This window comes from Erythrobacter sp. JB1-15, assembly GCF_057365035.1.
In genome coordinates, this window is the sequence record NZ_CP200295.1 from 2,011,324 (window position 1) to 2,031,388 (window position 20,065).

Annotated in this window: 18 protein-coding genes, 1 tRNA gene and 1 pseudogene; 10 read left to right on the forward strand and 10 right to left on the reverse strand. The window is 58.0% G+C overall.

Annotated features, from left to right (window positions below; translation table 11 throughout):
• Positions 1 to 7: 7 nt before the first annotated feature.
• From AC0V6L_RS09640 to AC0V6L_RS09650, 3 genes are all read right to left on the reverse strand, one after another.
• Positions 8 to 1,510, reverse strand: coding sequence for an SPOR domain-containing protein (locus AC0V6L_RS09640; RefSeq protein WP_486154056.1), 1,503 nt, complete (start codon positions 1,508 to 1,510; stop codon positions 8 to 10).
• A gap of 65 nt (positions 1,511 to 1,575) precedes the next feature.
• The gene (locus AC0V6L_RS09645; protein ID WP_486154057.1) at positions 1,576 to 2,124 is read right to left on the reverse strand and encodes a hypothetical protein; all 549 of its coding nucleotides are present in this window, start codon (positions 2,122 to 2,124) and stop codon (positions 1,576 to 1,578) included.
• Between the two features lie 14 nt (positions 2,125 to 2,138).
• The gene (locus AC0V6L_RS09650; protein WP_486150250.1) at positions 2,139 to 2,858 is read right to left on the reverse strand and encodes an AAA family ATPase; all 720 of its coding nucleotides are present in this window, start codon (positions 2,856 to 2,858) and stop codon (positions 2,139 to 2,141) included.
• Positions 2,859 to 3,122: 264 nt separating this feature from the next.
• Between AC0V6L_RS09650 and AC0V6L_RS09655 the strand changes: the two genes are divergently transcribed.
• The 4 genes from AC0V6L_RS09655 (at position 3,123) to AC0V6L_RS09670 (ending at position 7,609) form a co-directional block, all read left to right on the forward strand.
• Complete coding sequence (locus AC0V6L_RS09655; RefSeq protein WP_486154058.1) at positions 3,123 to 4,250, forward strand: SPOR domain-containing protein; 1,128 nt, start codon at positions 3,123 to 3,125, stop codon at positions 4,248 to 4,250.
• A 164-nt stretch (positions 4,251 to 4,414) separates the two neighbouring features.
• Positions 4,415 to 5,719 (forward strand): DUF418 domain-containing protein, encoded by a 1,305-nt coding sequence (locus AC0V6L_RS09660; protein ID WP_486154059.1) that lies wholly within the window; start codon positions 4,415 to 4,417, stop codon positions 5,717 to 5,719.
• A gap of 697 nt (positions 5,720 to 6,416) precedes the next feature.
• Complete coding sequence (gene bfr / locus AC0V6L_RS09665) at positions 6,417 to 6,896, forward strand: bacterioferritin (RefSeq protein ID WP_486154060.1); 480 nt, start codon at positions 6,417 to 6,419, stop codon at positions 6,894 to 6,896.
• Between the two features lie 74 nt (positions 6,897 to 6,970).
• A complete protein-coding gene (locus AC0V6L_RS09670) occupies positions 6,971 to 7,609 on the forward strand; it encodes a MarC family protein (RefSeq protein WP_486154061.1) in 639 nt (212 codons plus the stop codon).
• Between the two features lie 10 nt (positions 7,610 to 7,619).
• Here AC0V6L_RS09670 and AC0V6L_RS09675 read toward each other — a convergent pair whose 3' ends face one another.
• The 3 genes and pseudogenes from AC0V6L_RS09675 to AC0V6L_RS09685 all read right to left on the reverse strand — a co-directional run bounded on the left by AC0V6L_RS09675 (position 7,620) and on the right by AC0V6L_RS09685 (position 9,914).
• Positions 7,620 to 8,096 carry a DUF2721 domain-containing protein gene (locus tag AC0V6L_RS09675; protein ID WP_486154062.1) on the reverse strand — a complete coding sequence of 159 codons (477 nt, stop codon included), beginning with the start codon at positions 8,094 to 8,096 and terminating at the stop codon, positions 7,620 to 7,622.
• Positions 8,093 to 9,572, reverse strand: a pseudogene (der, locus tag AC0V6L_RS09680) (ribosome biogenesis GTPase Der). Before der ends, AC0V6L_RS09675 begins: the two are co-directional and overlap by 4 nt.
• Positions 9,573 to 9,599: 27 nt before the next feature.
• The gene (locus AC0V6L_RS09685; protein ID WP_486154063.1) at positions 9,600 to 9,914 is read right to left on the reverse strand and encodes a DUF3297 family protein; all 315 of its coding nucleotides are present in this window, start codon (positions 9,912 to 9,914) and stop codon (positions 9,600 to 9,602) included.
• Positions 9,915 to 10,097: 183 nt separating this feature from the next.
• Between AC0V6L_RS09685 and AC0V6L_RS09690 the strand changes: the two genes are divergently transcribed.
• Positions 10,098 to 10,182 (forward strand) — tRNA-Leu (locus tag AC0V6L_RS09690).
• Positions 10,183 to 10,261: 79 nt separating this feature from the next.
• The gene (tig, locus tag AC0V6L_RS09695) at positions 10,262 to 11,851 is read left to right on the forward strand and encodes a trigger factor (protein WP_486154064.1); all 1,590 of its coding nucleotides are present in this window, start codon (positions 10,262 to 10,264) and stop codon (positions 11,849 to 11,851) included.
• 88 nt (positions 11,852 to 11,939) lie between these two features.
• On the opposite strand, the gene AC0V6L_RS09700 is transcribed toward tig, so the two are convergent.
• A complete protein-coding gene (locus AC0V6L_RS09700) occupies positions 11,940 to 13,499 on the reverse strand; it encodes an amidase (protein ID WP_486154065.1) in 1,560 nt (519 codons plus the stop codon).
• A gap of 192 nt (positions 13,500 to 13,691) precedes the next feature.
• Between AC0V6L_RS09700 and AC0V6L_RS09705 the strand changes: the two genes are divergently transcribed.
• The 4 genes from AC0V6L_RS09705 to AC0V6L_RS09720 all read left to right on the forward strand — a co-directional run bounded on the left by AC0V6L_RS09705 (position 13,692) and on the right by AC0V6L_RS09720 (position 17,802).
• Entirely contained in the window at positions 13,692 to 15,029 is a 1,338-nt protein-coding gene (locus AC0V6L_RS09705) for an acyltransferase family protein (protein WP_486154066.1), read from the forward strand.
• 90 nt (positions 15,030 to 15,119) lie between these two features.
• Positions 15,120 to 15,824: an ATP-dependent Clp protease proteolytic subunit gene (locus AC0V6L_RS09710; RefSeq protein ID WP_486150272.1), complete on the forward strand. Its 705-nt coding sequence runs from the start codon at positions 15,120 to 15,122 to the stop codon at positions 15,822 to 15,824.
• A 241-nt stretch (positions 15,825 to 16,065) separates the two neighbouring features.
• The gene (gene clpX / locus AC0V6L_RS09715) at positions 16,066 to 17,331 is read left to right on the forward strand and encodes an ATP-dependent Clp protease ATP-binding subunit ClpX (protein ID WP_486150274.1); all 1,266 of its coding nucleotides are present in this window, start codon (positions 16,066 to 16,068) and stop codon (positions 17,329 to 17,331) included.
• 6 nt (positions 17,332 to 17,337) lie between these two features.
• Complete coding sequence (locus AC0V6L_RS09720) at positions 17,338 to 17,802, forward strand: GNAT family N-acetyltransferase (RefSeq protein ID WP_486154067.1); 465 nt, start codon at positions 17,338 to 17,340, stop codon at positions 17,800 to 17,802.
• A gap of 119 nt (positions 17,803 to 17,921) precedes the next feature.
• Here the strand turns inward: AC0V6L_RS09720 and AC0V6L_RS09725 are convergent, their stop codons facing one another.
• From AC0V6L_RS09725 to AC0V6L_RS09735, 3 genes are all read right to left on the reverse strand, one after another.
• A complete protein-coding gene (locus AC0V6L_RS09725) occupies positions 17,922 to 18,500 on the reverse strand; it encodes a fasciclin domain-containing protein (protein ID WP_486154068.1) in 579 nt (192 codons plus the stop codon).
• Positions 18,501 to 18,675: 175 nt separating this feature from the next.
• Positions 18,676 to 19,467, reverse strand: a complete 792-nt coding sequence (locus tag AC0V6L_RS09730; RefSeq protein ID WP_486154069.1) for an anti-sigma factor — start codon at positions 19,465 to 19,467, stop codon at positions 18,676 to 18,678.
• Positions 19,464 to 20,045: a sigma-70 family RNA polymerase sigma factor gene (locus AC0V6L_RS09735; RefSeq protein WP_486150282.1), complete on the reverse strand. Its 582-nt coding sequence runs from the start codon at positions 20,043 to 20,045 to the stop codon at positions 19,464 to 19,466. Before AC0V6L_RS09735 ends, AC0V6L_RS09730 begins: the two co-directional genes overlap by 4 nt.
• Between the last annotated feature and the right edge of the window lie 20 nt (positions 20,046 to 20,065).

A 20,065-nucleotide genomic window follows, 5' to 3' on the forward strand; every position in this document is an offset into this window, starting at 1 on the left:
GTGTTTCTTACCGGGTGCGGGCAGCGATCCGCACGCCGCGATCCACTGCGCCTGCTGGCGGGTTGGATGCAGCATAGGCAAAGCAGCCTCGGCCCGAGGCCTTGACCGTCCGGCACATAGAGCGCGCGGTCGATTGGCCAAAGCCAGCCGCTGCGACACGGAAATAGGTTTTGCCTTTCACTTCGGCGCGGGTGATGACGACATCATGCGCTTTCAGCTGCGGGAATTTGGATTGCGCGACTTTCCATCCGCGTTCCGCCTCGGCGCGGCTTGAAAAGCTGCCCAATTGGATGAGATGCGTGTCCGCCTTGGGCTTGGTATAGGCCGCGCGGCGCTGGGTTGCAGGCTTGGCTGCGGGCTTGGGCGCGCGGGTTGGCGCTTTGGCAACGCGCTGAGGCGCTGCGCTTGAGGGCGCGACAGGGACTTTTTGCACGACGGGCTTGGAAACGAACCGATCGCTCGATGCGCGAGCGGGGGTCGCTGCGGGCTTAGGTGCAGGTTTCGGGGCGGGTTTAGAAACAGGTTTTGCAACCGGGCGAGCCGCAGGTTTTGGAGCCGCCTGGTTCGTCGCTGCCAGAATATCGGCAACGGTCGGATCAACGGTGGCAACGCGCGCTTTGGGAGCGGCGGTGGTGGTGCCGGGTGCCAGTTTGAATGCGAGAGCTTCGCCTTCCCCCATTTTGGCAGGTTCGTCCGCACCAACCGCAGGGACGCTGGCAGCAGGGACGCTGGCGGCGGCCTGTGCGATCATTTGTTCGGTGCTGGGGAAATTGCCAAGCGCCAGATGCTGCGGTTGGCCGCCATCGCTTGCAGGCGAAACCTGAAGCAGGTCAGCAACGCGCGCCTGATGCGCTTCGGGCTGTGATGTAGCTGCCCATCCGGACAAACGCCCGTCAAGCTGGCCAGCGGGCACATCTTCTGCCGCCATCACGCGGGCTGCGCGCCAATTGCCTGCCAGCGCATAAGCATAAGCAAGGTTCTGACGCACTTTTGCAGTGTTCTGCCCAGCGCGCAGCGTGTTCATCAGCACATGGGTGCCTTGTTCAGGCTTTCCAGCAAGCGCGATCGCAAGGCCATAATCTGCCGGATTGATGGCGGCTTCATTCGCTTCGAGCTGGCGCAGCGCTGTTGCAGTGTCGCCGGTTGCAATCTTGGCGAGCGCAAAGCTCAATATTGTGCGCGCATCCTCATCACCCAGATCCAATGCATCGCCAAAGCTGGTGGCAGCAGACTGGAACCGGCCCGCTTCAAGGTAAGCAGCGCCCAAAGTGGAGCGGAAAGCGGGATTGCGCGGCTCTGCCAAAACGGCGGCCTCTGCATGGGCGATGGCTTTGGAAACCTGCCCTTTTTCCAGCGCAATCTGCGCCTTGCTGAACGAGGCATCCGCGCGCGGCGCAGAACTGGTGGTGCACCCTGCCAGCGCGACACTTGCAAGGGCAGTGCCCATCACAAGGGCGATCCGGTTGGCATTGTGGAGACCGTTGGTGCGGCTGTTTGTGCTGCGTGACATGGTCATATTCCCTGTTTCAAGTGGCGCGTTCAAATGCGTTGGGTGGTCAAACAATTCAGTTAAGCTCAGCGGCGTTTCATGCGCTGGACGAGAGCATCGAGATCTTCGATTTCATCCAGCATCTGATCGAGCGCCTGTGTAACCAAAGCCTGCGCGCTCATATTGTGCATCGTGGATGCAAGCCGCAGTTTCAGGTGGCGATCCGCATCAAGCCGCAAAGTGAAAGCGGCGCGTTTGGCGCTGGATTTCGACTTGGATTTGGAGGGTTTGGATTTCTTGGGTTTTGGCGCGATGTCGGCTGCCGATTTGGCTGAAATGGGCACGACTTTTGCCGTGTTCTTCGCGGCTTTACCCGTGGTGTTTTTGGATTTGGCCGTTTTTACTGGAGCGACTTTTACAGGCGCTGGTGTGACAGGCGCTGCAGTTTCGACCAGATCGGCTTCTTCTGCGCCCATATCGTTCCAGCCCAGATCTTCCAGCTGATCGGCATTGGCGCCGGTTGCGGTGGCAATGTCGCTGGGCAAAGATGCCGCCTGGGGCCGCATAGCAGGTTTTGCTCCGCCTTTGCGAGCGAGCAAGCGCGGGCCGAGTGAGGCGAAACTGGCTTCTGTCATCCTCCCCTGCTCCCTTATTGGGCCACGCGGCGGCCAAAACCACCAGCGGGCCGCGCAACACCGCCGCCATTGGCGACAGGCGTGCCGGGTGCGGCAAAGACAGTGCGGCGGAAGTTTTTCTCCAGCCGGTCAGAAATGTATTTCCACAAAGCTGTGATTTCAGCAGCGCTGCGGCTTTCTTCGTCCACTTCCATCACGGTGCGGCCATCAATCATCGAGGCGGCAAAATCAGTGCGGTGGTGCAAAGTGATCGGGGCAACCGTGCCGTGCTGCGACAGCGCAACGGCGGCTTCGGATGTGATTTTCGCTTTGGGAGTGGCCGCGTTCACGACAAACACCAACGGCTTGCCAGCGCGCTCGCACAGATCAACCGTCGCGCCCACAGCGCGCAGATCGTGCGGGCTGGGACGGGTGGGGACCACGATCAGTTCAGCCACGCTGATAACCGATTGGATCGCCATGGTGATGGCAGGCGGCGTGTCGATGACAGCCAGTTTGAAACCCTGTTGACGCAAAGCTGCCAGATCATTGGCCAGCCGCGACACGGTGGTTTGGGCAAAGGCGGGGTATTCCGCTTCACGCTCGTTCCACCAATCGGCCAAAGAACCTTGCGGGTCGATGTCGATCAGCACGACAGGGCCAGCGCCAGCGCGCTGAGCCTGAACGGCGAGATGCCCGGACAGGGTTGTTTTACCCGATCCGCCTTTTTGCGATGCCAAAGCGAGTACGCGCAAGGATTGGTCCCCCAAGAAATTAGGCCAGTGCCCGCTTGCGTGATTGCAGCGAGTGCCATTGAGATCGCAGGATACCCCTAATTTTGAGTTAACGAGAGCCGGAGCACCCGCCGCGAAATGACCTTGGAGACAGCAACGAAATCCTAACCCGGCATTCACTATACCCGGTTCAAAGCTGACACATCGCGCACGCAGTCCCATTGTGGTACACTTGGCAGGGATAGCTGTATGGCGCGCTGGAATACGGAACGAAAAGGGCGAAAGATGATGGCACATTCCATGACCCAATTGCTTGGAAAAGGGCGATTTTTACCCGGATTGGCTGCGGGAATTGCTTTGGGTGTGGCAGCGCCCTTATCCGCGGATGTGAAAACCGGCGTCGATGCCTGGAGCGCGGGCGATTATGATCGCGCAGTTGCCGAATGGTCAGAGCCCGCTGCAAAGGGCGATACCGATGCGCTGTTCAATCTGGCGCAGGCTTACCGTTTGGGACGCGGGGTCGAAGCAGACATTTCCAAAGCGCGCGATTTGTATTTGCAAGCCGCCCGGCAAGGCCATGTCAAAGCGGCGGACAATTACGGTCTGCTGCTGTTTCAGCAGGGCGAACAGGCCAATGCGATGCCTCTGATCGAGGCCGCATCAGGACGCGGCGATCCGCGCGCGCAGTATGTCATGGGTCTGGCCCATTTTAACGCAGATTTTGCCGAAAAAGACTGGGTGCGCGCCTATGCGCTGCTCTCGCTTTCCCAGGCGGCCGGTTTGCCGCAGGCGAGTAAGGCATTGGCGCAGATGGACACCTACATCCCGCTGGCCCAGCGGCAGGAAGCGCAGATTTTGGCAGTGACTTTGAAAGCGGAGGCCGATCAGCGGTTGAACGCGCAATTGGCCGCTGCTGATCTGGGCGTTGTAACACCGGTGAACGCGGCTCCTGCCAATTCGGGCCCGGCCGTGGCCGCGCCGCGCGCACCGCACCGGTCCGCTTCGGCACGCAGCGTTGCTTCACCGCCGCCTGCTACGCCGCAAACCCGCCGCGAACCGCGCGGATTGCCGCCCGCATCGCAGCCTGTGCCGCAATATCGCCTGCCAGCCGCCGCCCCACCAGCGCCTGCGCCAACGCGGGCTGCGGCCCCTGCTCCTAAACCCTCAGCACCCGCTGCCTCTGGGGGCGCGTGGGGCCTGCAATTGGGAGCGTTTGGCGTAGCTGCCAACGCGGACAAACTTTGGAGCAAGCTGTCGAGCAACCCCGCACTGGCCGGCGCGCGCAAGTCGCTGATTTCGGGCGGGCGCGTTACCAGGCTGATGGCGTTGGGCTTTGCCAGCCAAAGCGAAGCGGCCCGCGCGTGCTCTGCGCTCAAACGTCAGGGGCAGGATTGTCTCGTCAAAAAACCATGATTACGCATTTGTGACCGGGCGCAACTGATCGCGCGTTTTTGCCGCTCGAATTTGCCCGTTCGAATATGACCGCTCGACTTTGAACGAATGCTATCAGCGGCTCGGCTGCAATCGCTTTTCTTGGGCCTCGCACCTGCTAGACAAGGCTCACAGGGGGATTCGAGATGAGCGATACAATCAGTGCAGCGGCCATAGAGGCTGAGTTCGGTGATAAGGGCGCATCCCCCGTCCCCTCAGCACCCGTTGCGAAAAGTGATCGGATAGCCACGCTCGATTTTATTCGCGGCATCGCCGTTATGGGCATTCTGGCCGCCAATATCATCGCCTTTGGCCAGCCGTTTAACGCCTATATGTTCCCCGAGGCTTTTCTGGTCGATGCAGCTGATCCGGGCGGGTGGCAATGGATTGCGCAATTCGTGCTGGTCGATGGCAAGATGCGCGGGCTTTTCACGCTGTTGTTTGGCGCAGGCATGTATTTGTTTATGGAGCGGGCATGGGCGCGCGGGGAGACGCGCAAGCTCCAATTGTGGCGATTGTTCCTGCTGCTGTGTTTCGGGCTCGTGCATTTCTTTTTCATCTGGATGGGCGATATTCTGGCGATGTACGGCCTTATCGGCTTTGTCGCAGTGGCTTGCCTGCGGTGGACCGCCAAGGCGCAGCTCGTTGTCGGGCTGACAGGCTATGTGTTTGGCGCGCTGTTTTACGGCGCAATTATCAGCTTTCCTTTCGTGATCGCAGAAACGCCCGCAGGCGAGGCAGCGGAATTTTCCGAAATGCGCGTCGAGTTTCAAGATGGGATCAAAGAGGCGCTTGCCGATGATGCGATCACAACGGAGCTTAAGCAGTCAGGTAATTATGCAGGGCTTGTGGAACGGCGCGTGGCCGAGGAATGGTTCCTGATCCCGGTCAATTCGCTTTGGATGATGTTTGAAACCCTGCCGCTGATGCTGTTGGGCATGGCGCTGTACCGGTACGGCTTTTTCAGTGGAGCGCTGGCATCCGGAAAAATGCGAGTCTGGGGCTGGGCCGGGCTGGCTGGAGGTGCACTTTTGCACTTGGGTATAGGATTGTTTGTCAAAGCAAGCGGCTTTGGCTTTTACGCCGGCACTGCCGCCTTTATTGGCTGGAGTATGCTGCCCCGAATTATGATGGTCTTGGGACTTGCGGCCTTGCTTGTCGAATACTCGCCCAAATGGACGGGTTGGCTCGCCGAGCGTATCCGAGCAGCGGGCAGGGCGGCCTTTACCAATTATCTGGGTACATCTGTATTGATGCTATTTGTGTTTCACGGCTGGGCGCTGGGGCTGTTTGGTTCGCTCAATCGTCCGCAGCTTTACCTGGTCATGGCGCTTGCTTGGGTCATCATGCTGGCGTGGTCAAAGCCGTGGCTTGACCGGTATCGTTATGGCCCGCTGGAATGGCTGTGGCGGTGTATGACCTATCGCAAGGTATTTCCGCTCAAGCGCTGAGGTTCACGCCGGACCGACCTGAGTTTTTGTTGAGTGCGGATTGCACATCCGTGCAATCCTTGGCCGGGTGTTTTCGTTAAGTGCGCTCAGGCATCCGCCTGAGCTTGGCCGGACCACCCCGCCTCGCGTTCTTGTCTCGTGTTCGCTTGCGCTCACGGCCGGGCCACCCCACCTCCCCGCCCGTCCACCATATCCTATGGAACCCTTGGTGGACGGGCGGGGAGGTGGGGTGGCTCGGCCAAGCCTTTGGCGGATGCCAAAGGCGCACCCAACAAAACGCTTGCAATTGAGAACAATTCGCATAACTTGCTCTTGCAAACGACTCGCAGGAGTAACTTTCCGCTCATGTATATCTGCATCTGTAACGCAATAAGAGAAGCAGACCTGCGCACCGCAGCCACAAAAGGGCGCGGTGACGCAACGGCGACTTATGCTGCTCTGGGCAAGAAACCCAATTGCGGTCAATGCCTTATGAAAGCAGGCGCGATCATCAACGAAGAACGCGCGCTGGCCTCTTGCAATCAAGTCGCAGTCTAAAGCATATTCCAGTTACTGAGAACGGTTTTCAAGTAGCTGAAAAATAACGAGAATTTTTCGATTTCCCCTTGTTCGGGGCGATGTGTGTCGCATATAAGAGCCATGCGACCCGGCATGCGCACTCTTGCGCATCTGCCACCAGAACAAGGAAACCCCCGCCATGAAGGGCGATGCAAAAGTAATCGAATTTCTCAACAAGGCGCTCACGAATGAGCTGACCGCGATCAACCAATATTGGCTGCATTACCGCGTGCTCGATGATTGGGGTGTGGCGAAACTTGCAGCTTATGAACGCAAGGAATCCATTGAAGAAATGGAACATGCCGACAAATTGGCCGCGCGGGTGCTGTTTTTGGGCGGGCTTCCCAATTTTCAGGCGATCCACAATCTGCGCGTCGGCGAGACGGTGAAGGAAATCCTCGAAGCGGATATGAAGCTTGAGGAAGACGCGATCCCGCTGCTGCGCGATGCGGTCGAACATTGCGAAAAAGTGCGCGATTATGTGAGCCGCGATCTGTTCGCGCACATCCTCGACAACGAAGAAGAGCATGTCGATTTCCTCGAAACGCAGTTCGATATGATCAAGAATATGGGGCTGGAAAACTACGTCCAACTCCAAAGCCAAGCGGCAGGCGAGTAGAACAGGCGATCGCCATTGCCGGTTTGCCGCGCGCACCCTAGAGAAGCTCCTCCAACAACAATGCAGGTGTGCAAGTGGAGAGCGGTGAACTGATAAAGGCCTTTGGCGCTTTTTTCGCGATTATGAACCCTTTGGTCAATTTGCCGATCTTTCTCGGCCTGACCGAAGGGTTCGCACCCAAGCAGCAACGGACATTGGCGTTTAAGATCTTTGTCTACTCTGCCGTTATGTGCGCCGTCATTTTATTGGTCGGCCAGCAAGTCATTGACTTCTTTGGTATTTCGATAAGCGAGTTCCGGATCGCTGGCGGCGCTGTGCTGGCTAGCATTGCGTGGTCGATGCTCAACGGCCGAAGCGTCGATTCCCACCACCGCACAGAACAAGAAAAAGGGAGCGATGATGAGCTTGCCGGGCTGGCGTTTTATCCGATCACTTTCCCGATGATTGTCGGGCCAGGAACGATCGCGACGTTGATCATCTACGCTTCACACACAAGCACGGCATTGGGGCTGGCGGCGGTTGCTGCGATTGTTGCTGTGGTTTTGCTTATTCTATTTGCAACGCTTTCCTTTGCCTCGACAATAGGCCGGGTGTTGAGCGATACGGCCCGCGTTATCACTTCGCGTTTGATGGGGATGATTTTGCTGGCGCTTGCCGTCGATATGGTCGCAGCGGGTGTGCGCGGTGTCATTGCTGCTTCTGGATCATCCTAGCAGGGTCAAGCTATCGTTTGACGATTTCATGCGGCCCATCGGCTGCCAGTAATGTTTCACGCAAAAACTGCGACAGCGCGAAAATCAACAATCCCATGGTGACGACCCACAAAACCGCGACAATCGTGCCGATCTGCGCTTTGATATAGACCGAGACAAACAGCAGCGCGATCACCACGCTGATGACGCAGGCCGCGCCGGTTGAAAACTTGATCGCCCGGCGCGCAATTGCGCGGCGCGCGCGCAGCCATTGAAGCTCTGCCGCTTTGGCTGCGCCGTCATCTTTGGGCACTTGTTCATCCAGCCGCTCAATCCGGCCCGCAATCCAGTTGAGCCGGGTCACCATGACATTCATGATTGATCCGATCGCGACCAGCAGAAACGCAGGCGCAAGGCTGAGCTGCACTGCGCGGCTGACATCGGGCGTGTTGGATGTGCGCTCGATTATCTCGGTGGCGATGCCCGCTGCGCTTAACAGGTCGATCATGTCTTGTCCGATCCGCCCGAATAATTGCCGCCGCCGCCTTTGTTGGCGTTATACGGGTTTTTGGGGCTTTTCAGCGTCACGCGCACAGGCACCGCGTCAAATCCCAGTTTGGCGCGGATGCCGTTCACCAGATAGCGTTCATAGCTTTTGGGCAAATCATCCAGCCGCGTGCCAAACACCACAAAGCGCGGCGGGCGCGTGCCGACCTGCGTGATATAGCGCAGCTTGATCCGCCGCCCGCCGGGGGCTGGCGGGGGATTGGCGGCCAGCGCATCATCGAACCAGCGATTGAGCGCGGCAGTGGGCACGCGTTTCGACCAGTTTTCGCGCAGATCAAACGCCGCGCCCAGCATCGTATCGAGCCCTTTGCCCGTCTTCGCGCTCACTGCGAACAGGGGCACGCCGCGCACTTGCGCGAGGCCATCATGCAGCGCGGCCTTGATCCCGTTAAACAGGCCGCTGGGCGTGTCCGTTCCGCCCTGGCCGGCAATGTCCCATTTGTTGATCGCAATCATCAAAGCGCGCCCTTCTTCAAGCGCGAGCGATGCGATTTTGAGATCCTGATGCTCAAGCCCCTGGGTCGCATCCAGCAGCAGCACGACAACCTCGGCAAAATCCACCGCGCGCCGCGCATCGGCGACCGAGAGCTTTTCCAGCTTTTCAGTAACATTGCGCTTTTTGCGCATGCCAGCGGTGTCGATCAGGCGGATGTCGCGCGCGCTGTCTTCGTCGGGGCCGGCTTTGGGATCGTGCCACACCCAATCAATCGCGATCGAGATCGCGCGTGATCCCCGCCTCAGGCCCTGTCAGCAGGCGATCTTCGCCCAAAAGCTGATTGATGAGTGTCGATTTGCCCGCATTGGGCCGGCCAACAATGGCAAGTTTCAAGGGGCCAAGCGGCGCATCCTCATCCTCTTCCAGCGGGCGCGAAGCGGCTTCTTCAAAGGCATCGGCCTGATCGCCGATAATCGGCCACAGCACGCTGAACAGATCGGCAATCCCTTCGCCGTGTTCCGCCGATAAAGGAACAGGTTCACCAAGGCCGAGCGAATAGGATTCGAGCACTCCGGATTCGCCTGCCGCGCCTTCGGCTTTGTTCGCGACCAGAACAATCGGTACATCCGCGCCGCGCAGATAGCGGGCAATTTCGCTGTCGAGAGGGGTTAGCCCCGCGCGCGCATCAATCACAAACATCGCAGCATCAGCGCCTTTCAGGCTGGCTTCTGTCTGTTTGCGCATTCGGCCGGGCAGAGTGAGTTCATGCTCATCTTCCCACCCAGCGGTGTCTACGACGGTGAATTGCAATCCGGCAATTTCTGCATCGCCCATCCGCCGGTCCCGCGTGACACCGGGCTGATCATCAACCAAGGCGAGCTTTTTGCCGACCAGCCGGTTGAACAGCGTCGATTTGCCCACATTGGGCCGCCCGATAATGACGACTTCGGGTTTTGTGGCGGGGATGGGAGAGGTTTCCATGGCAATAGGGGCGCTGTGTGCGCCGCCTTAATCTTTCTTCGCAACAGGCGGATTGTCGCCCAGATCTTCAAACCATGCCTCAACCGGGCCATTGAGCTTGATGGTGAGCGGGCGGCCTTTGCGGTCGACGGTTTTGCCGGCCTGCACGCGCACCCACCCTTCGGAAATGGAGTATTCTTCGATATCGGTGCGCACTTTGCCCTTGAACCGGATGCCAATGCCGCGTTGCAGGGTTGCAGCATCGAAATGCGGACTTGCCGGGCTGACCGAGAGGTGATCGGGCGGAGTGTCTGCGCTTGTAGGCGTAGTGGATTCGGCGGATTGGGGTGTTTCGTCTGTCATGATATTCTTTCGGTTTTGCGGCGTGTAATGCCGCTATCGCGAGCGCCTTACGAGCCTCGCGGCCTCTAAACAAGCAGACACTGGGTCAGCGGATGCTTGCCCTTTGGCAAAAGCGGCGATACAGGCCATCGCGAATACGCGCGGGGACCGGCTTTGGTTTCCCGCGCGGCTTCGTTCAGCAATGCGGGCGTGGCGGAATTGGTAGACGCGCTGGTTTTAGGTACCAGTATCGAAAGATGTGGGGGTTCGAGTCCCTTCGCCCGCACCAATCTGCGCCATCAGGCCTGCGGCTGAACGACGATACGCTGTCACGATTTTGCGAAGAAGAAGGCTCTCAAAGAACACTCATGCAAACCAAGCAAACCATCAATGAAGGCCTCAAACGCGCCTATTCGATCACCATCAGCGCTGATGAAATCAGCTCCAAAGTGGATGCAGAGATCAAAAAGGTTGCCCCGCAGGTCAAAATGCCCGGCTTTCGCCCCGGCAAAGTGCCCGCCAATCTTGTGAAAAAGATGCACGGCGAACAATTGCACGCGCAGGTCGTCAATGATGCGATCCAGTCGGCGGTTGATGGCGTGATCCGGGATGAGGAACTTCGCCCGGCCATGCAGCCGCAAATCTCGCTTGGCGAAGGGTATGAAGAAGGCAAGGACGCCGAACTTACCGTCGAGCTTGAAGTGCTGCCCGATATCGAAGCGCCCAGCACCGATGGCTTGAAGCTTGAAAAGCTGGTCGTGCCGGTCACCGATGAACAGATCGACGAAGCGATTCAGGGCATTGCGGGCCAGAATAAAAGCTACAAAGACGCAGCCAAGACCAAGAAAGCCGCCGATGGCAATCAGCTCATCATTGATTTTGTCGGCAAGATTGACGGCGTTGAGTTTGAAGGCGGAAAAGCCGAAGACGCGCCGCTCGTTCTGGGATCAGGCGCGTTCATTCCGGGTTTTGAAGAGCAGTTGACCGGTGTGAAAGCGGGCGACGAAAAGACCATCACGGTCAATTTCCCCGATGATTATCAGGCCGACCATCTCGCAGGTAAAGAAGCGACCTTTGATGTGACGGTGAAAGCGGTGAAAGTGGAAACCGACACCGTCATCGACGAAGAATTTGCCACCAATCTGGGTCTGGAAAGCCTCGATAAGCTGAAAGAGCTGATGAAAGGGCAATTGGAGCAGCAAACCGCTGGTCTGACGCGCACTCAGATGAAACGTTCGCTGCTCGATACGCTGGCAGCGGGGCATGATTTTGAAGTGCCCGGCCAAATGGTCGAGGCCGAATTTGAGCAGATCTGGAACCAGCTGCAACAAGAGGCGGCCAAGGAAGACGATCCCGAAGCGGCTTTGAAAGAAATCGAAGCGGAAAAAGACGATTACAAGGCGATTGCAGAACGCCGCGTGCGTTTGGGCCTGCTGCTGTCCGAAATTGGCCAGGCCAATAAAGTTGAGGTGAGCGCGCAGGAAATGTCGATGCTGATCCAGCAGGCAGCCCAGCAATACCGCGAGGAAGACCGCGAACGCTTCATGCAATATGTCCAGTCTGATCCGATGGCGGCGGCTCAATTGCGCGCGCCTTTGTACGAAGACAAAGTGGTCGATTATCTGTTCGACACTGCCGAAGTGACCGAACGCGAAGTGACTGCAGAGGAATTGCAGGCCGCGATTGAAGCGGATGAAAGCGCTGAGGCGGAAAAAGCCAAGGCGGCACCGAAGAAGAAAGCCGCAGCGAAAAAGCCAGCAGCGAAAAAAGCGCCTGCCAAGAAAGCTCCAGCCAAGAAGGCTGACGCTGAGGAAAAACCAGCCGCGAAGAAAGCTCCAGCGAAAAAAGCCCCGGCTAAGAAAGCGGCTGCAAAGCCTGCGGCTGAGAAAAAGCCAGCGGCCAAAAAGGCTCCCGCTAAAAAACCAGCTGCGAAGAAAGCGCCTGCCAAGAAAGCATAAGCTGCAAATCAGCAAGTCCCTGCGAAGGCGGAGACCGCGTGCAACCAAGCGCCAAGCGGCATGAAATCCCCGCCTTTGCGGTGACGCGCTATTCGGTTGCCGCTTGGATTTCGGGCGGCGACCAAGGTTTAAATGACGGCGCGGGCAGTTCGGCTGTTCGCGCCGTTTCATATGCAGCGCCCGCTTTCAGCACATCGTGATCAGCCCATTTTGCGCCGAAAAAGCTGATGCCAACGGGCAAGCCTTCGATATGGCCCATCGGCACGGTGAGGTGCGGATACCCCGCAATCGCAGCGGGCGATCCGAACCCGATGGAGCCGTTGAAACTGTCGCCGTTGACCAAATCGCTGGTCCATGCGGGGCCGCGTGTTGGAGCGATGAGGAATTGCACATTGTGCGCCGCTAGCAGCATGTCGAGCGTTTCCTCGCCTGCGATCCGTACTGCATTTTCCCGCGCTTTTTCATAGGCCTCGCGGTCGGTGGTCGCTTCGGCAAGCTCGAACAATTCCTGCCCGAACCAGCGCATTTCGCTCTCAGCATTGGCTTTGTTGAATGCGATGAGGTCAGCCAGTGATCGCGGGGCGACATCTGAGTCGGTTTCGCCCGGCCCGCCTCCGATTGCGGGGATCGATTCCAGATAGGCGTTCATGCCCTCGCGCAGTTCGAACATCAGCACGGTAAAACTGTCGCGGAACATTTCCTCGCGCGGTCCAAACTCAATATCGACCAGCACCGCGCCCGCGCGCTCCAAATCGGCCAGCGCCACACCGAAAACCTCAGCCAGATCTGCGCGGTTGCCGATTTGATTGCGCATCACCCCGATGCGCACGCCTTGCAAGGCCGCATCGTCAAGCCCCGCTGCGTAGTCGGGAATGCGCGGAACGTTTAAGGTGACGGGGTCGGCATGGTCCTCGCCCGCAATCGCGCTCAACAGCCTAGCGGCATCGCGCACTGTGCGCGTCATCGGACCCGCTGTATCTTGCGTGCTGGAAATCGGCACCACATGCGTTCGGCTGACGATCCCTACGCTGGGCTTGAAGCCCACGATCCCGTTGATCGAGGCGGGGCACGATATGGAGCCATTCGTCTCAGTCCCAATCGCCGCCCAGGCAAAGCCCGCAGCCACCGCGGCGGCGCTGCCTGAGGATGATCCGCAAGTGTTGCGATCGGTGGCATGCGGATTGCGAGTGAGGCCGCCAATCGCGCTCCACCCGCTGGTGGAGTTATCGCTGCGGATATTGGCCCATTCGCTGAGATTGGTTTTGCCCAGCACAACGCCGCCCGCTTCGCGCAAATTGGCGATCAATGGCGCATCGCGGCCTGTGAAATTGTCCTTCAAAGCCAGACTGCCAGCGGTGGTGGGCAATTCGAGGGTTTCGATATTGTCTTTGACCAGCACCGCGCGCCCGCCGAGCGGCGGCTTGCCGTTTTCTGGCCACTTCCCGATCAACTCAGATGCTTCCTCGGGCGCATCGGGATTGACGGCAATCACCGCGTTCAGTTCAGGGCCTGCATCGTCCAGCCGCTCAATCCGGTCGAGATAATAGCGCGCCTCAGCTGCCGTATCGCGCAAAGACTGCGCATCGGATGAAGTGATCGGCAATATCAGAGCTGCGGTAAGGGCGAGGGCGCAAATGGGGTGTTTCATGCGTCAAGGATCGCACCTTTTGGTTCAGTTATGCAAGCGAGTAAAAAACCGCCGCGATTAACCTTTTGACCCGCGCCGTCTCAATCGCGAACGCCGATAGCGTGATGCTTGTGGTGGTCGCGTCTGCGGGTCAACGCCGCGAAACGCAATTTTGCAATCCGGTAACTCAAAGCTGCTATAGCCCTTGCTTAGATGACTCAATCAGCCGCCCAATCCCAGCCCAGCGCGCCGCCAAAGCGTAAGCATTATCATGATATTGATGGTGCGCGTTCGGTGCTGATGTTCCTGTCTGTCGCGCTGCACACAGGCACAGTCTACGCGCCCATGCGGCCATGGATTACGGGGAACGAGGACCGCGCGGCGTTCTTTGATTGGTTGATCTTTGCCTTCCATCTGTTTGTAACGCCGACCTTTTTCTTTGTTGGCGGGTTCTTTGCCGTACTGCTTCTTACAAGGCGCAGCGTGGGCGATTTTCTGTGGAACCGCTTTCAGCGCACCGCCATCCCGCTGATTGTGATCGCGGTGACGTTCAACATGCTCGAACATTATCTCAGATGGAGTGATGCTGGCGGGACAGGCTCGATATTCGAATGGATCGGCAGCCCGGCTTTCGTGCAGATTTGGGCCGATGGCACATGGCAATTGCACCTGTGGTTCCTTGTCAGCCTGTTGCCGATGTTTGTGCTTGCCGCGATTGTTCAGGCCGCCGTGCCCAAGGATGCAGGGCTGCGCGGGCTGTCGGTTAAAGTGTCTGACTGGCTGGGCAAAATCGCCAGCGGCAGCCTGCCTTTCTTATTCGTCCTGTTGTTTTTTGGTTTTGCCAACACGGCCAATTACTCCGCTGCGGCGCTGGTGCCGGGCGGGTATGATCTGATTTTTCCCGGCTTTCAAAGCTGGTACAAGCTGACCAGCGAATTTCCGTTCTTCGTCATCGGCGTGATGGCGGCCCTGTCGCCGCGCCTGCTTGCAGCTTTGGTGGAGTGGCGCTGGTGGATGCCGATTGCTGCATTTGCGGCGCTGTTATTCCAACCCTATCCGATGGCGGATCAGGGGCACATCATGCCGTTTGTGTTCAATGGCGCGGCCTCTATGGGGATTGATCTGGGTGAGGATCGCACTTTTGCGGTGCGTATGACATTGCTGTTCCTTAACCAGCTGGCGATCTGGACACTGGTTTTGTTCATCCTGCAATTCTTCCACCGCTTCTTTAACGAAGGCGGCCCGCGCACCACCTGGCTCGCCGATTGCGCATTGTCGATGTATCTGTTCCACCACTGCTTTGTGTATATTTACGGGCAGATGTTTGTGGGGCTCGATTGGCCGATTGCGCTGGAATTTGCGATTGTGACCTTTGCAGCGGCGACCACGGTCATCCTGATCCATGAATTGCTGGTGCGGCGCGTTGCGATTTTGCGATTGTTGTTCAATGGCAAAACCGATGTGGAACAGGTCGCGCATCAGCCCGGTTTCTTCGAAGCGTTCTTTCCATCTGCCAAGTCGCAGTCGGTTAAAACCACGAAGCCTGCTTGAACCTATCCCCAGCGTAAACGCGCGACCCCTTGAAAAAGCGCATCCCGGCCCGACATAGCGGGTCCGGCATTCACGAAGGAAAAGCTCACCATGATCGATCTGCTTGGCGCAAACGGCGAAACACACGGCTCTCAGGGTCAGTTTACGCGTGATCCTCTTACCGGCGCCTTGGTGCCTGTGGTGGTGGAGCAAACCAGCCGGGGCGAGCGCAGCTTCGACATTTTCTCGCGCCTTTTGCGCGAACGTATCGTGTTTGTGACCGGCCAGATCGAAGACGGCATGGCATCGCTGATCACAGCGCAGCTCTTGTTCCTGGAAAGCGAAAACCCGTCAAAGCCGATTTCGATGTACATCAACTCGCCCGGCGGCGTGGTGACTGCTGGTTTGCAGATCTATGACACCATGCAATATATCAAACCGCGCGTTTCGACCGTGGTGATGGGGCAAGCGGCCAGCATGGGCAGTTTCCTGCTTGCAGCGGGTGAGCCGGGCATGCGCATCGCTTTGCCCAATGCGCGCGTGATGGTTCACCAGCCTTCGGGCGGCGCGCGCGGCATGGCGTCCGATATCGAAATTCAGGCGCGCGAGATCCTGCGCATTCGCACCCGGATGAACGATCTCTATGTCAAATTCACGGGCCGCACCCTTGAAGAGATTGAAAAGGCGATGGACCGCGACACCTTCCTTGAGGCTGAAGAGGCCAAGGAGTTTGGCCTGGTCGATAAAGTCTTCGAAACGCGCCCCGAAAATGAAGAGGGCGATGAGGAAGCAGGTTCTGGCGGAGCGCCCGAATAACCTCGCGCGCGGTTTTGCCTGCGGTTGTAATATATTTGGAAACGAATGCGCATTCATGTGTCCCGCGATGTGACGCGGCGGCAGGTAAACGGGCTTTGCGTGTTACAAAGGCGACATTTGCCGCCTGATTGGACGTAAATTCGGGCACTTGTGGTTGATTCATTTTGTGTCGGAGATACAGTCAGCGAATCCGAACATGGGGTCGTTTCAATTGGCGTGTTCGGATTAAAGGAAACTTGGAATGACAAAACTCAGCGGATCCGACAGCAAAAGCACCCTGTATTGCAGCTTTTGCGGGAAGTCCCAGCACGAAGTGCGCAAGCTGATTGCAGGGCCAACCGTGTTCATCTGTGATGAATGCGTGGAGCTGTGCAATGACATCATCCGAGAGGAAACCAAGCAGGGCATTGCCGGCAAAAAAGACGGCGAAGTGCCCACGCCTTCCGAAATTTTCGCGACTTTGAACGATTACGTGATCGGCCAGAATTCGGCCAAGCGCAATCTGTCGGTCGCGGTTCACAACCATTACAAACGTCTGCACCATTCGGGCAAAGCCGGCGAAGTTGAGCTGGCGAAATCGAACATCCTGCTTGTCGGCCCGACGGGTACGGGTAAGACTTTGCTCGCCCAGACTTTGGCGCGCACGTTTGATGTGCCTTTCACCATGGCCGATGCGACGACGCTGACAGAAGCGGGTTATGTTGGTGAAGATGTTGAGAACATCATCCTCAAGTTGCTGCAATCATCCGATTACAATGTCGAAAAAGCGCAGCACGGCATCGTCTATATCGACGAAATCGACAAGATTACGCGCAAAGCGGAAAACCCCTCCATCACGCGCGACGTATCGGGCGAAGGTGTGCAGCAGGCGCTGCTGAAACTGATGGAAGGCACCACTGCCAGCGTTCCTCCGCAAGGCGGGCGTAAGCATCCGCAGCAGGAATTCTTGCAGGTCGACACCACCAACATCCTGTTCATCTGCGGCGGCGCGTTTGCTGGGCTCGACAAGATTATCGGTGACCGTCTGCAAAAACGCTCCATCGGGTTCGGCGCGCATGTGGCCGATCCTGATAAGCGCAAAGTCGGCGAATTGCTCGAAAAGAGCGAGCCGGAAGATTTGCTCAAATTCGGTCTGATCCCTGAATTTGTGGGTCGCCTGCCGGTCATCGCGACCCTGCACGATCTTGATGTCGATGCGTTGGTGACGATCCTTCAGGAGCCGAAAAACGCTTTGGTGAAACAATATGCGAAGCTCTTCGAGCTTGAAGATGTTGAGCTGACTTTCACCGAAGATGCGCTGAAAGCCATCGCCGAACGCGCGATCAAGCGTAAGACTGGCGCGCGCGGTCTTCGCTCTATCGTCGAGGGCATCTTGCTCGACACAATGTTCGACCTGCCCGATATGGACGGCGTGACAGAAATCGTGGTCGACGGCGAAGTCGTCAGCGGCACCAAAGAACCCGTCCGCGTCCACGGCGCAAAAGAGGCCAAGGAAGAAGCGGCTTAAGGCATTGTGTCTGATGGTGGTGTGATAATTCGCCGCCTTTCAGAAGCTGATATTGGCGAGCACCGACAGGCGCTTTTGGTTTATTCAAAGTCATTTGAAGAACCAGGCACCTACGAAGGCAGTCCGCCTGATGACAGCTATCTCATCGACCTGTTAGCGCGGCCTGATTTTATCCAGCTCGCTGCTTGGTCGGATGGCCAGTTGGTTGGTGCGCTAAGCGCTTACATTCTTCCAAAGTTCGAACAAGAAAGCTGCGAGATCTATATCTACGATCTGGCCGTGCTTGAAGCGTTTCGGCGGCAAGGTATCGCCGAAGGGTTGATCCGCGCGCTTGGTCCAATCGGCAAAGAAGCCGGCGCGCATGCGGTATTTGTTCAGGCAGATAAGGGAGACGATATCCCAGCCGCGCTATATTCGAAACTGGGAAGACCAGAGGACGTCCTTCATTTTGATCTTGCCATTCTTGACTGATTGACCGCCAAACAAAAACCCCGCTCAGCCTGGAGGTTGATGGCTGAGCGGGGTTCTGTTTAGCGCCGCCCCGGGTGGGAGGGAGGGGTGGAGCAGCGCTAGCCTTGAAGAGCTACGGTTTAGCCCGGCAAAAAGACGCCATCTGTAACGTGAATGATGCCGTTCGATGTGTCGACATCAGCCGTCGTAACGGCAGCCGTGCGGCCAGCGCCGTCTGTCACCACGATGGTTTCGCCTGACAAGCGCGCTTCGAGTACGCCGCCAGCCAAGGTCTTGATGCGGGCAATCCCGTCGCTGCTATCGTTGATATAGCCAAGGATCATTTTGCTGGTGATATTGCCGCCAACCACATGATAGGTGAGAATGCCTGTGAGAGCCTCTTTGTTTTCAGGCTTCACCAAATTGGCCACCGTGCCATCGGGCAATTTGGCAAATGCGGTGTCAGTGGGAGCAAAGACTGTCAGCGCGCCATCGGCTGAAAGCGTTTCGGCCAGACCAGCGGCCTGAACCGCTGCGACAAGCGTGGTGTGGACCCCTGTGCTAACAGCGGTCTCGACCAGATTGGCCTCGGCCTTTTTCGCTTTGTGATGATGGGCGGCGACAGGGGCTGTGCCAAGCGTTGTAACAGCAGCGGTGCCGATAGCAGCGGCAAGCGCAATGGCCTTGAGCCGGGCGGGGAGTTTAGCAGTACGTGACATAAAGGGGGATCTCCTTTTGTTGCTGCAAGCCCTCCCGGTCTTGCGTGTGGAGTTACGCGCTGCGCTTAAATGCGGATGCAAAGCAGTTTCAATTAAATGAGGAAATTAATATAATTCAGGGATTTAAGGGCCGTATCGGCGCGCCACTGGGCTTCGCCATCCTAAACCTGCGCGCTTAAACCTGGGACAGCGAACCTTGCGCCACAACCGGGCCTGCATCCACACCCTCAGGCTTTCCGCCCAAAGGTTCGCGTGTCAGAACCAGTTCCACCCCGTCGCCCATATTGCGCGCGACATTGGCGGGCAGTTCAATCCGGCGTTCTTCGCCCGCTGCCACCACGCCAAGCGATTGCAGATCGGACCCATCGGCAGGCACCAGCCACAATTCGTGATCGTGCACGCCATCAGCAGAAAGGCCGGAGGCTGACACCAGCATCTCATCGCTTTCCGGCAGGAACGTCACGCCAAGCCGTAATTGCGTTTCCCCAATCGGGATGGAGGCCACCAGAGGCGCTGCGGCGATCTGCGGTGTTTCCGGGTCCATTGGCGCAGGCGAAGTGCCCGGCCCAAACGCCATAAAGGCAAGCGCGATTGCTGCGGCGGCTGATGTCAGCCCGGCGGTCCATTGCCAGCGATGCAGACGGGCGCGCAGGTCGATAACTTCGCCCGTATTCGCCGCAGCGTCCCCAATCTGTGCAGGCTGCGCTGGTTGATCAAGCGCGGCGTGAACGCGCGCATCGATCTGCTCCCAAACGCTTGCATCAGGCTCCATCGCGGCCATTTCATCGGTCCACGGCGCAAACCAATTGTCCCACCACGCCTTGCGATCAGCAAAGGCCGCATCATGCGCCAGGCGCCCGCGCGCGGTGAGCAATTCCTCGCCTTCGAGCAAGCCCAGCGCATATTCTGCGGCAATGGTTTTGTCGTCGCGATTGTCCATCGGATCGAGTTGGTCCTGGCCGCTCATTCGCTTGCCTCCAGACAAGCGCGCAGTCGCATCAATCCGCGGCGGATCCAGCTTTTCATGGTGCCCAGCGGCACATCGGCCTTTTCGGCCAATTGCGCATAGGTGCTGCCTTCGAAAAACGCCTCACGGATATAGGTCTGCGCCTTTTCATCGAGAGTTTTGAGGCAGGTGTGGATCTGCGCGTTTTTCTCCGCATCAATCAGCAGCGCATCAGCAAGCGGCGTTTCATCAGGCAGCGGGGCGGCCTCTTCTACGGGCACTGCACCGCCGCGCACTTTGCCCGTGCGCAAACGGTCAATCGCGCGGTTGCGCGCGAAAGTGGCCAGCCACGATATCGGGCTGGCGCGGTCCGGATCATAGCGATCCGCCCGCTGCCAAAGATTGACATATACGTCCTGCAAAGCGTCTTCTGCTTCCTTTCGATCTCTCAAGATACGAAAGCAGATACCAAACAGTTTCACGCGGGTTGCCTGATAAATTTCTTCCAAAGCGGCGCTGTCCCCTTCGGCCAGACGCACCATGGCGCTGCGCAGCGCTTCGCGCGCTTCAGGAGTGGAAGGGGTAGGGCTCGTTGCCATCGGCAATGCAATTGCCTCTA

Coding starts and splice junctions, on each gene's coding strand:
- AC0V6L_RS09640 (WP_486154056.1), bottom strand. CDS start 1,510: ATGTCACGCAGCACAAACAGCCGCACCAACGGTCTCCACAATGCCAAC.
- AC0V6L_RS09645 (WP_486154057.1), bottom strand. CDS start 2,124: ATGACAGAAGCCAGTTTCGCCTCACTCGGCCCGCGCTTGCTCGCTCGC.
- AC0V6L_RS09655 (WP_486154058.1), top strand. CDS start 3,123: ATGATGGCACATTCCATGACCCAATTGCTTGGAAAAGGGCGATTTTTA.
- AC0V6L_RS09660 (WP_486154059.1), top strand. CDS start 4,415: ATGAGCGATACAATCAGTGCAGCGGCCATAGAGGCTGAGTTCGGTGAT.
- bfr (WP_486154060.1), top strand. CDS start 6,417: ATGAAGGGCGATGCAAAAGTAATCGAATTTCTCAACAAGGCGCTCACG.
- AC0V6L_RS09675 (WP_486154062.1), bottom strand. CDS start 8,096: ATGATCGACCTGTTAAGCGCAGCGGGCATCGCCACCGAGATAATCGAG.
- AC0V6L_RS09685 (WP_486154063.1), bottom strand. CDS start 9,914: ATGACAGACGAAACACCCCAATCCGCCGAATCCACTACGCCTACAAGC.
- tig (WP_486154064.1), top strand. CDS start 10,262: ATGCAAACCAAGCAAACCATCAATGAAGGCCTCAAACGCGCCTATTCG.
- AC0V6L_RS09700 (WP_486154065.1), bottom strand. CDS start 13,499: ATGAAACACCCCATTTGCGCCCTCGCCCTTACCGCAGCTCTGATATTG.
- AC0V6L_RS09705 (WP_486154066.1), top strand. CDS start 13,692: ATGACTCAATCAGCCGCCCAATCCCAGCCCAGCGCGCCGCCAAAGCGT.
- AC0V6L_RS09710 (WP_486150272.1), top strand. CDS start 15,120: ATGATCGATCTGCTTGGCGCAAACGGCGAAACACACGGCTCTCAGGGT.
- clpX (WP_486150274.1), top strand. CDS start 16,066: ATGACAAAACTCAGCGGATCCGACAGCAAAAGCACCCTGTATTGCAGC.
- AC0V6L_RS09725 (WP_486154068.1), bottom strand. CDS start 18,500: ATGTCACGTACTGCTAAACTCCCCGCCCGGCTCAAGGCCATTGCGCTT.
- AC0V6L_RS09730 (WP_486154069.1), bottom strand. CDS start 19,467: ATGAGCGGCCAGGACCAACTCGATCCGATGGACAATCGCGACGACAAA.
- AC0V6L_RS09735 (WP_486150282.1), bottom strand. CDS start 20,045: ATGGCAACGAGCCCTACCCCTTCCACTCCTGAAGCGCGCGAAGCGCTG.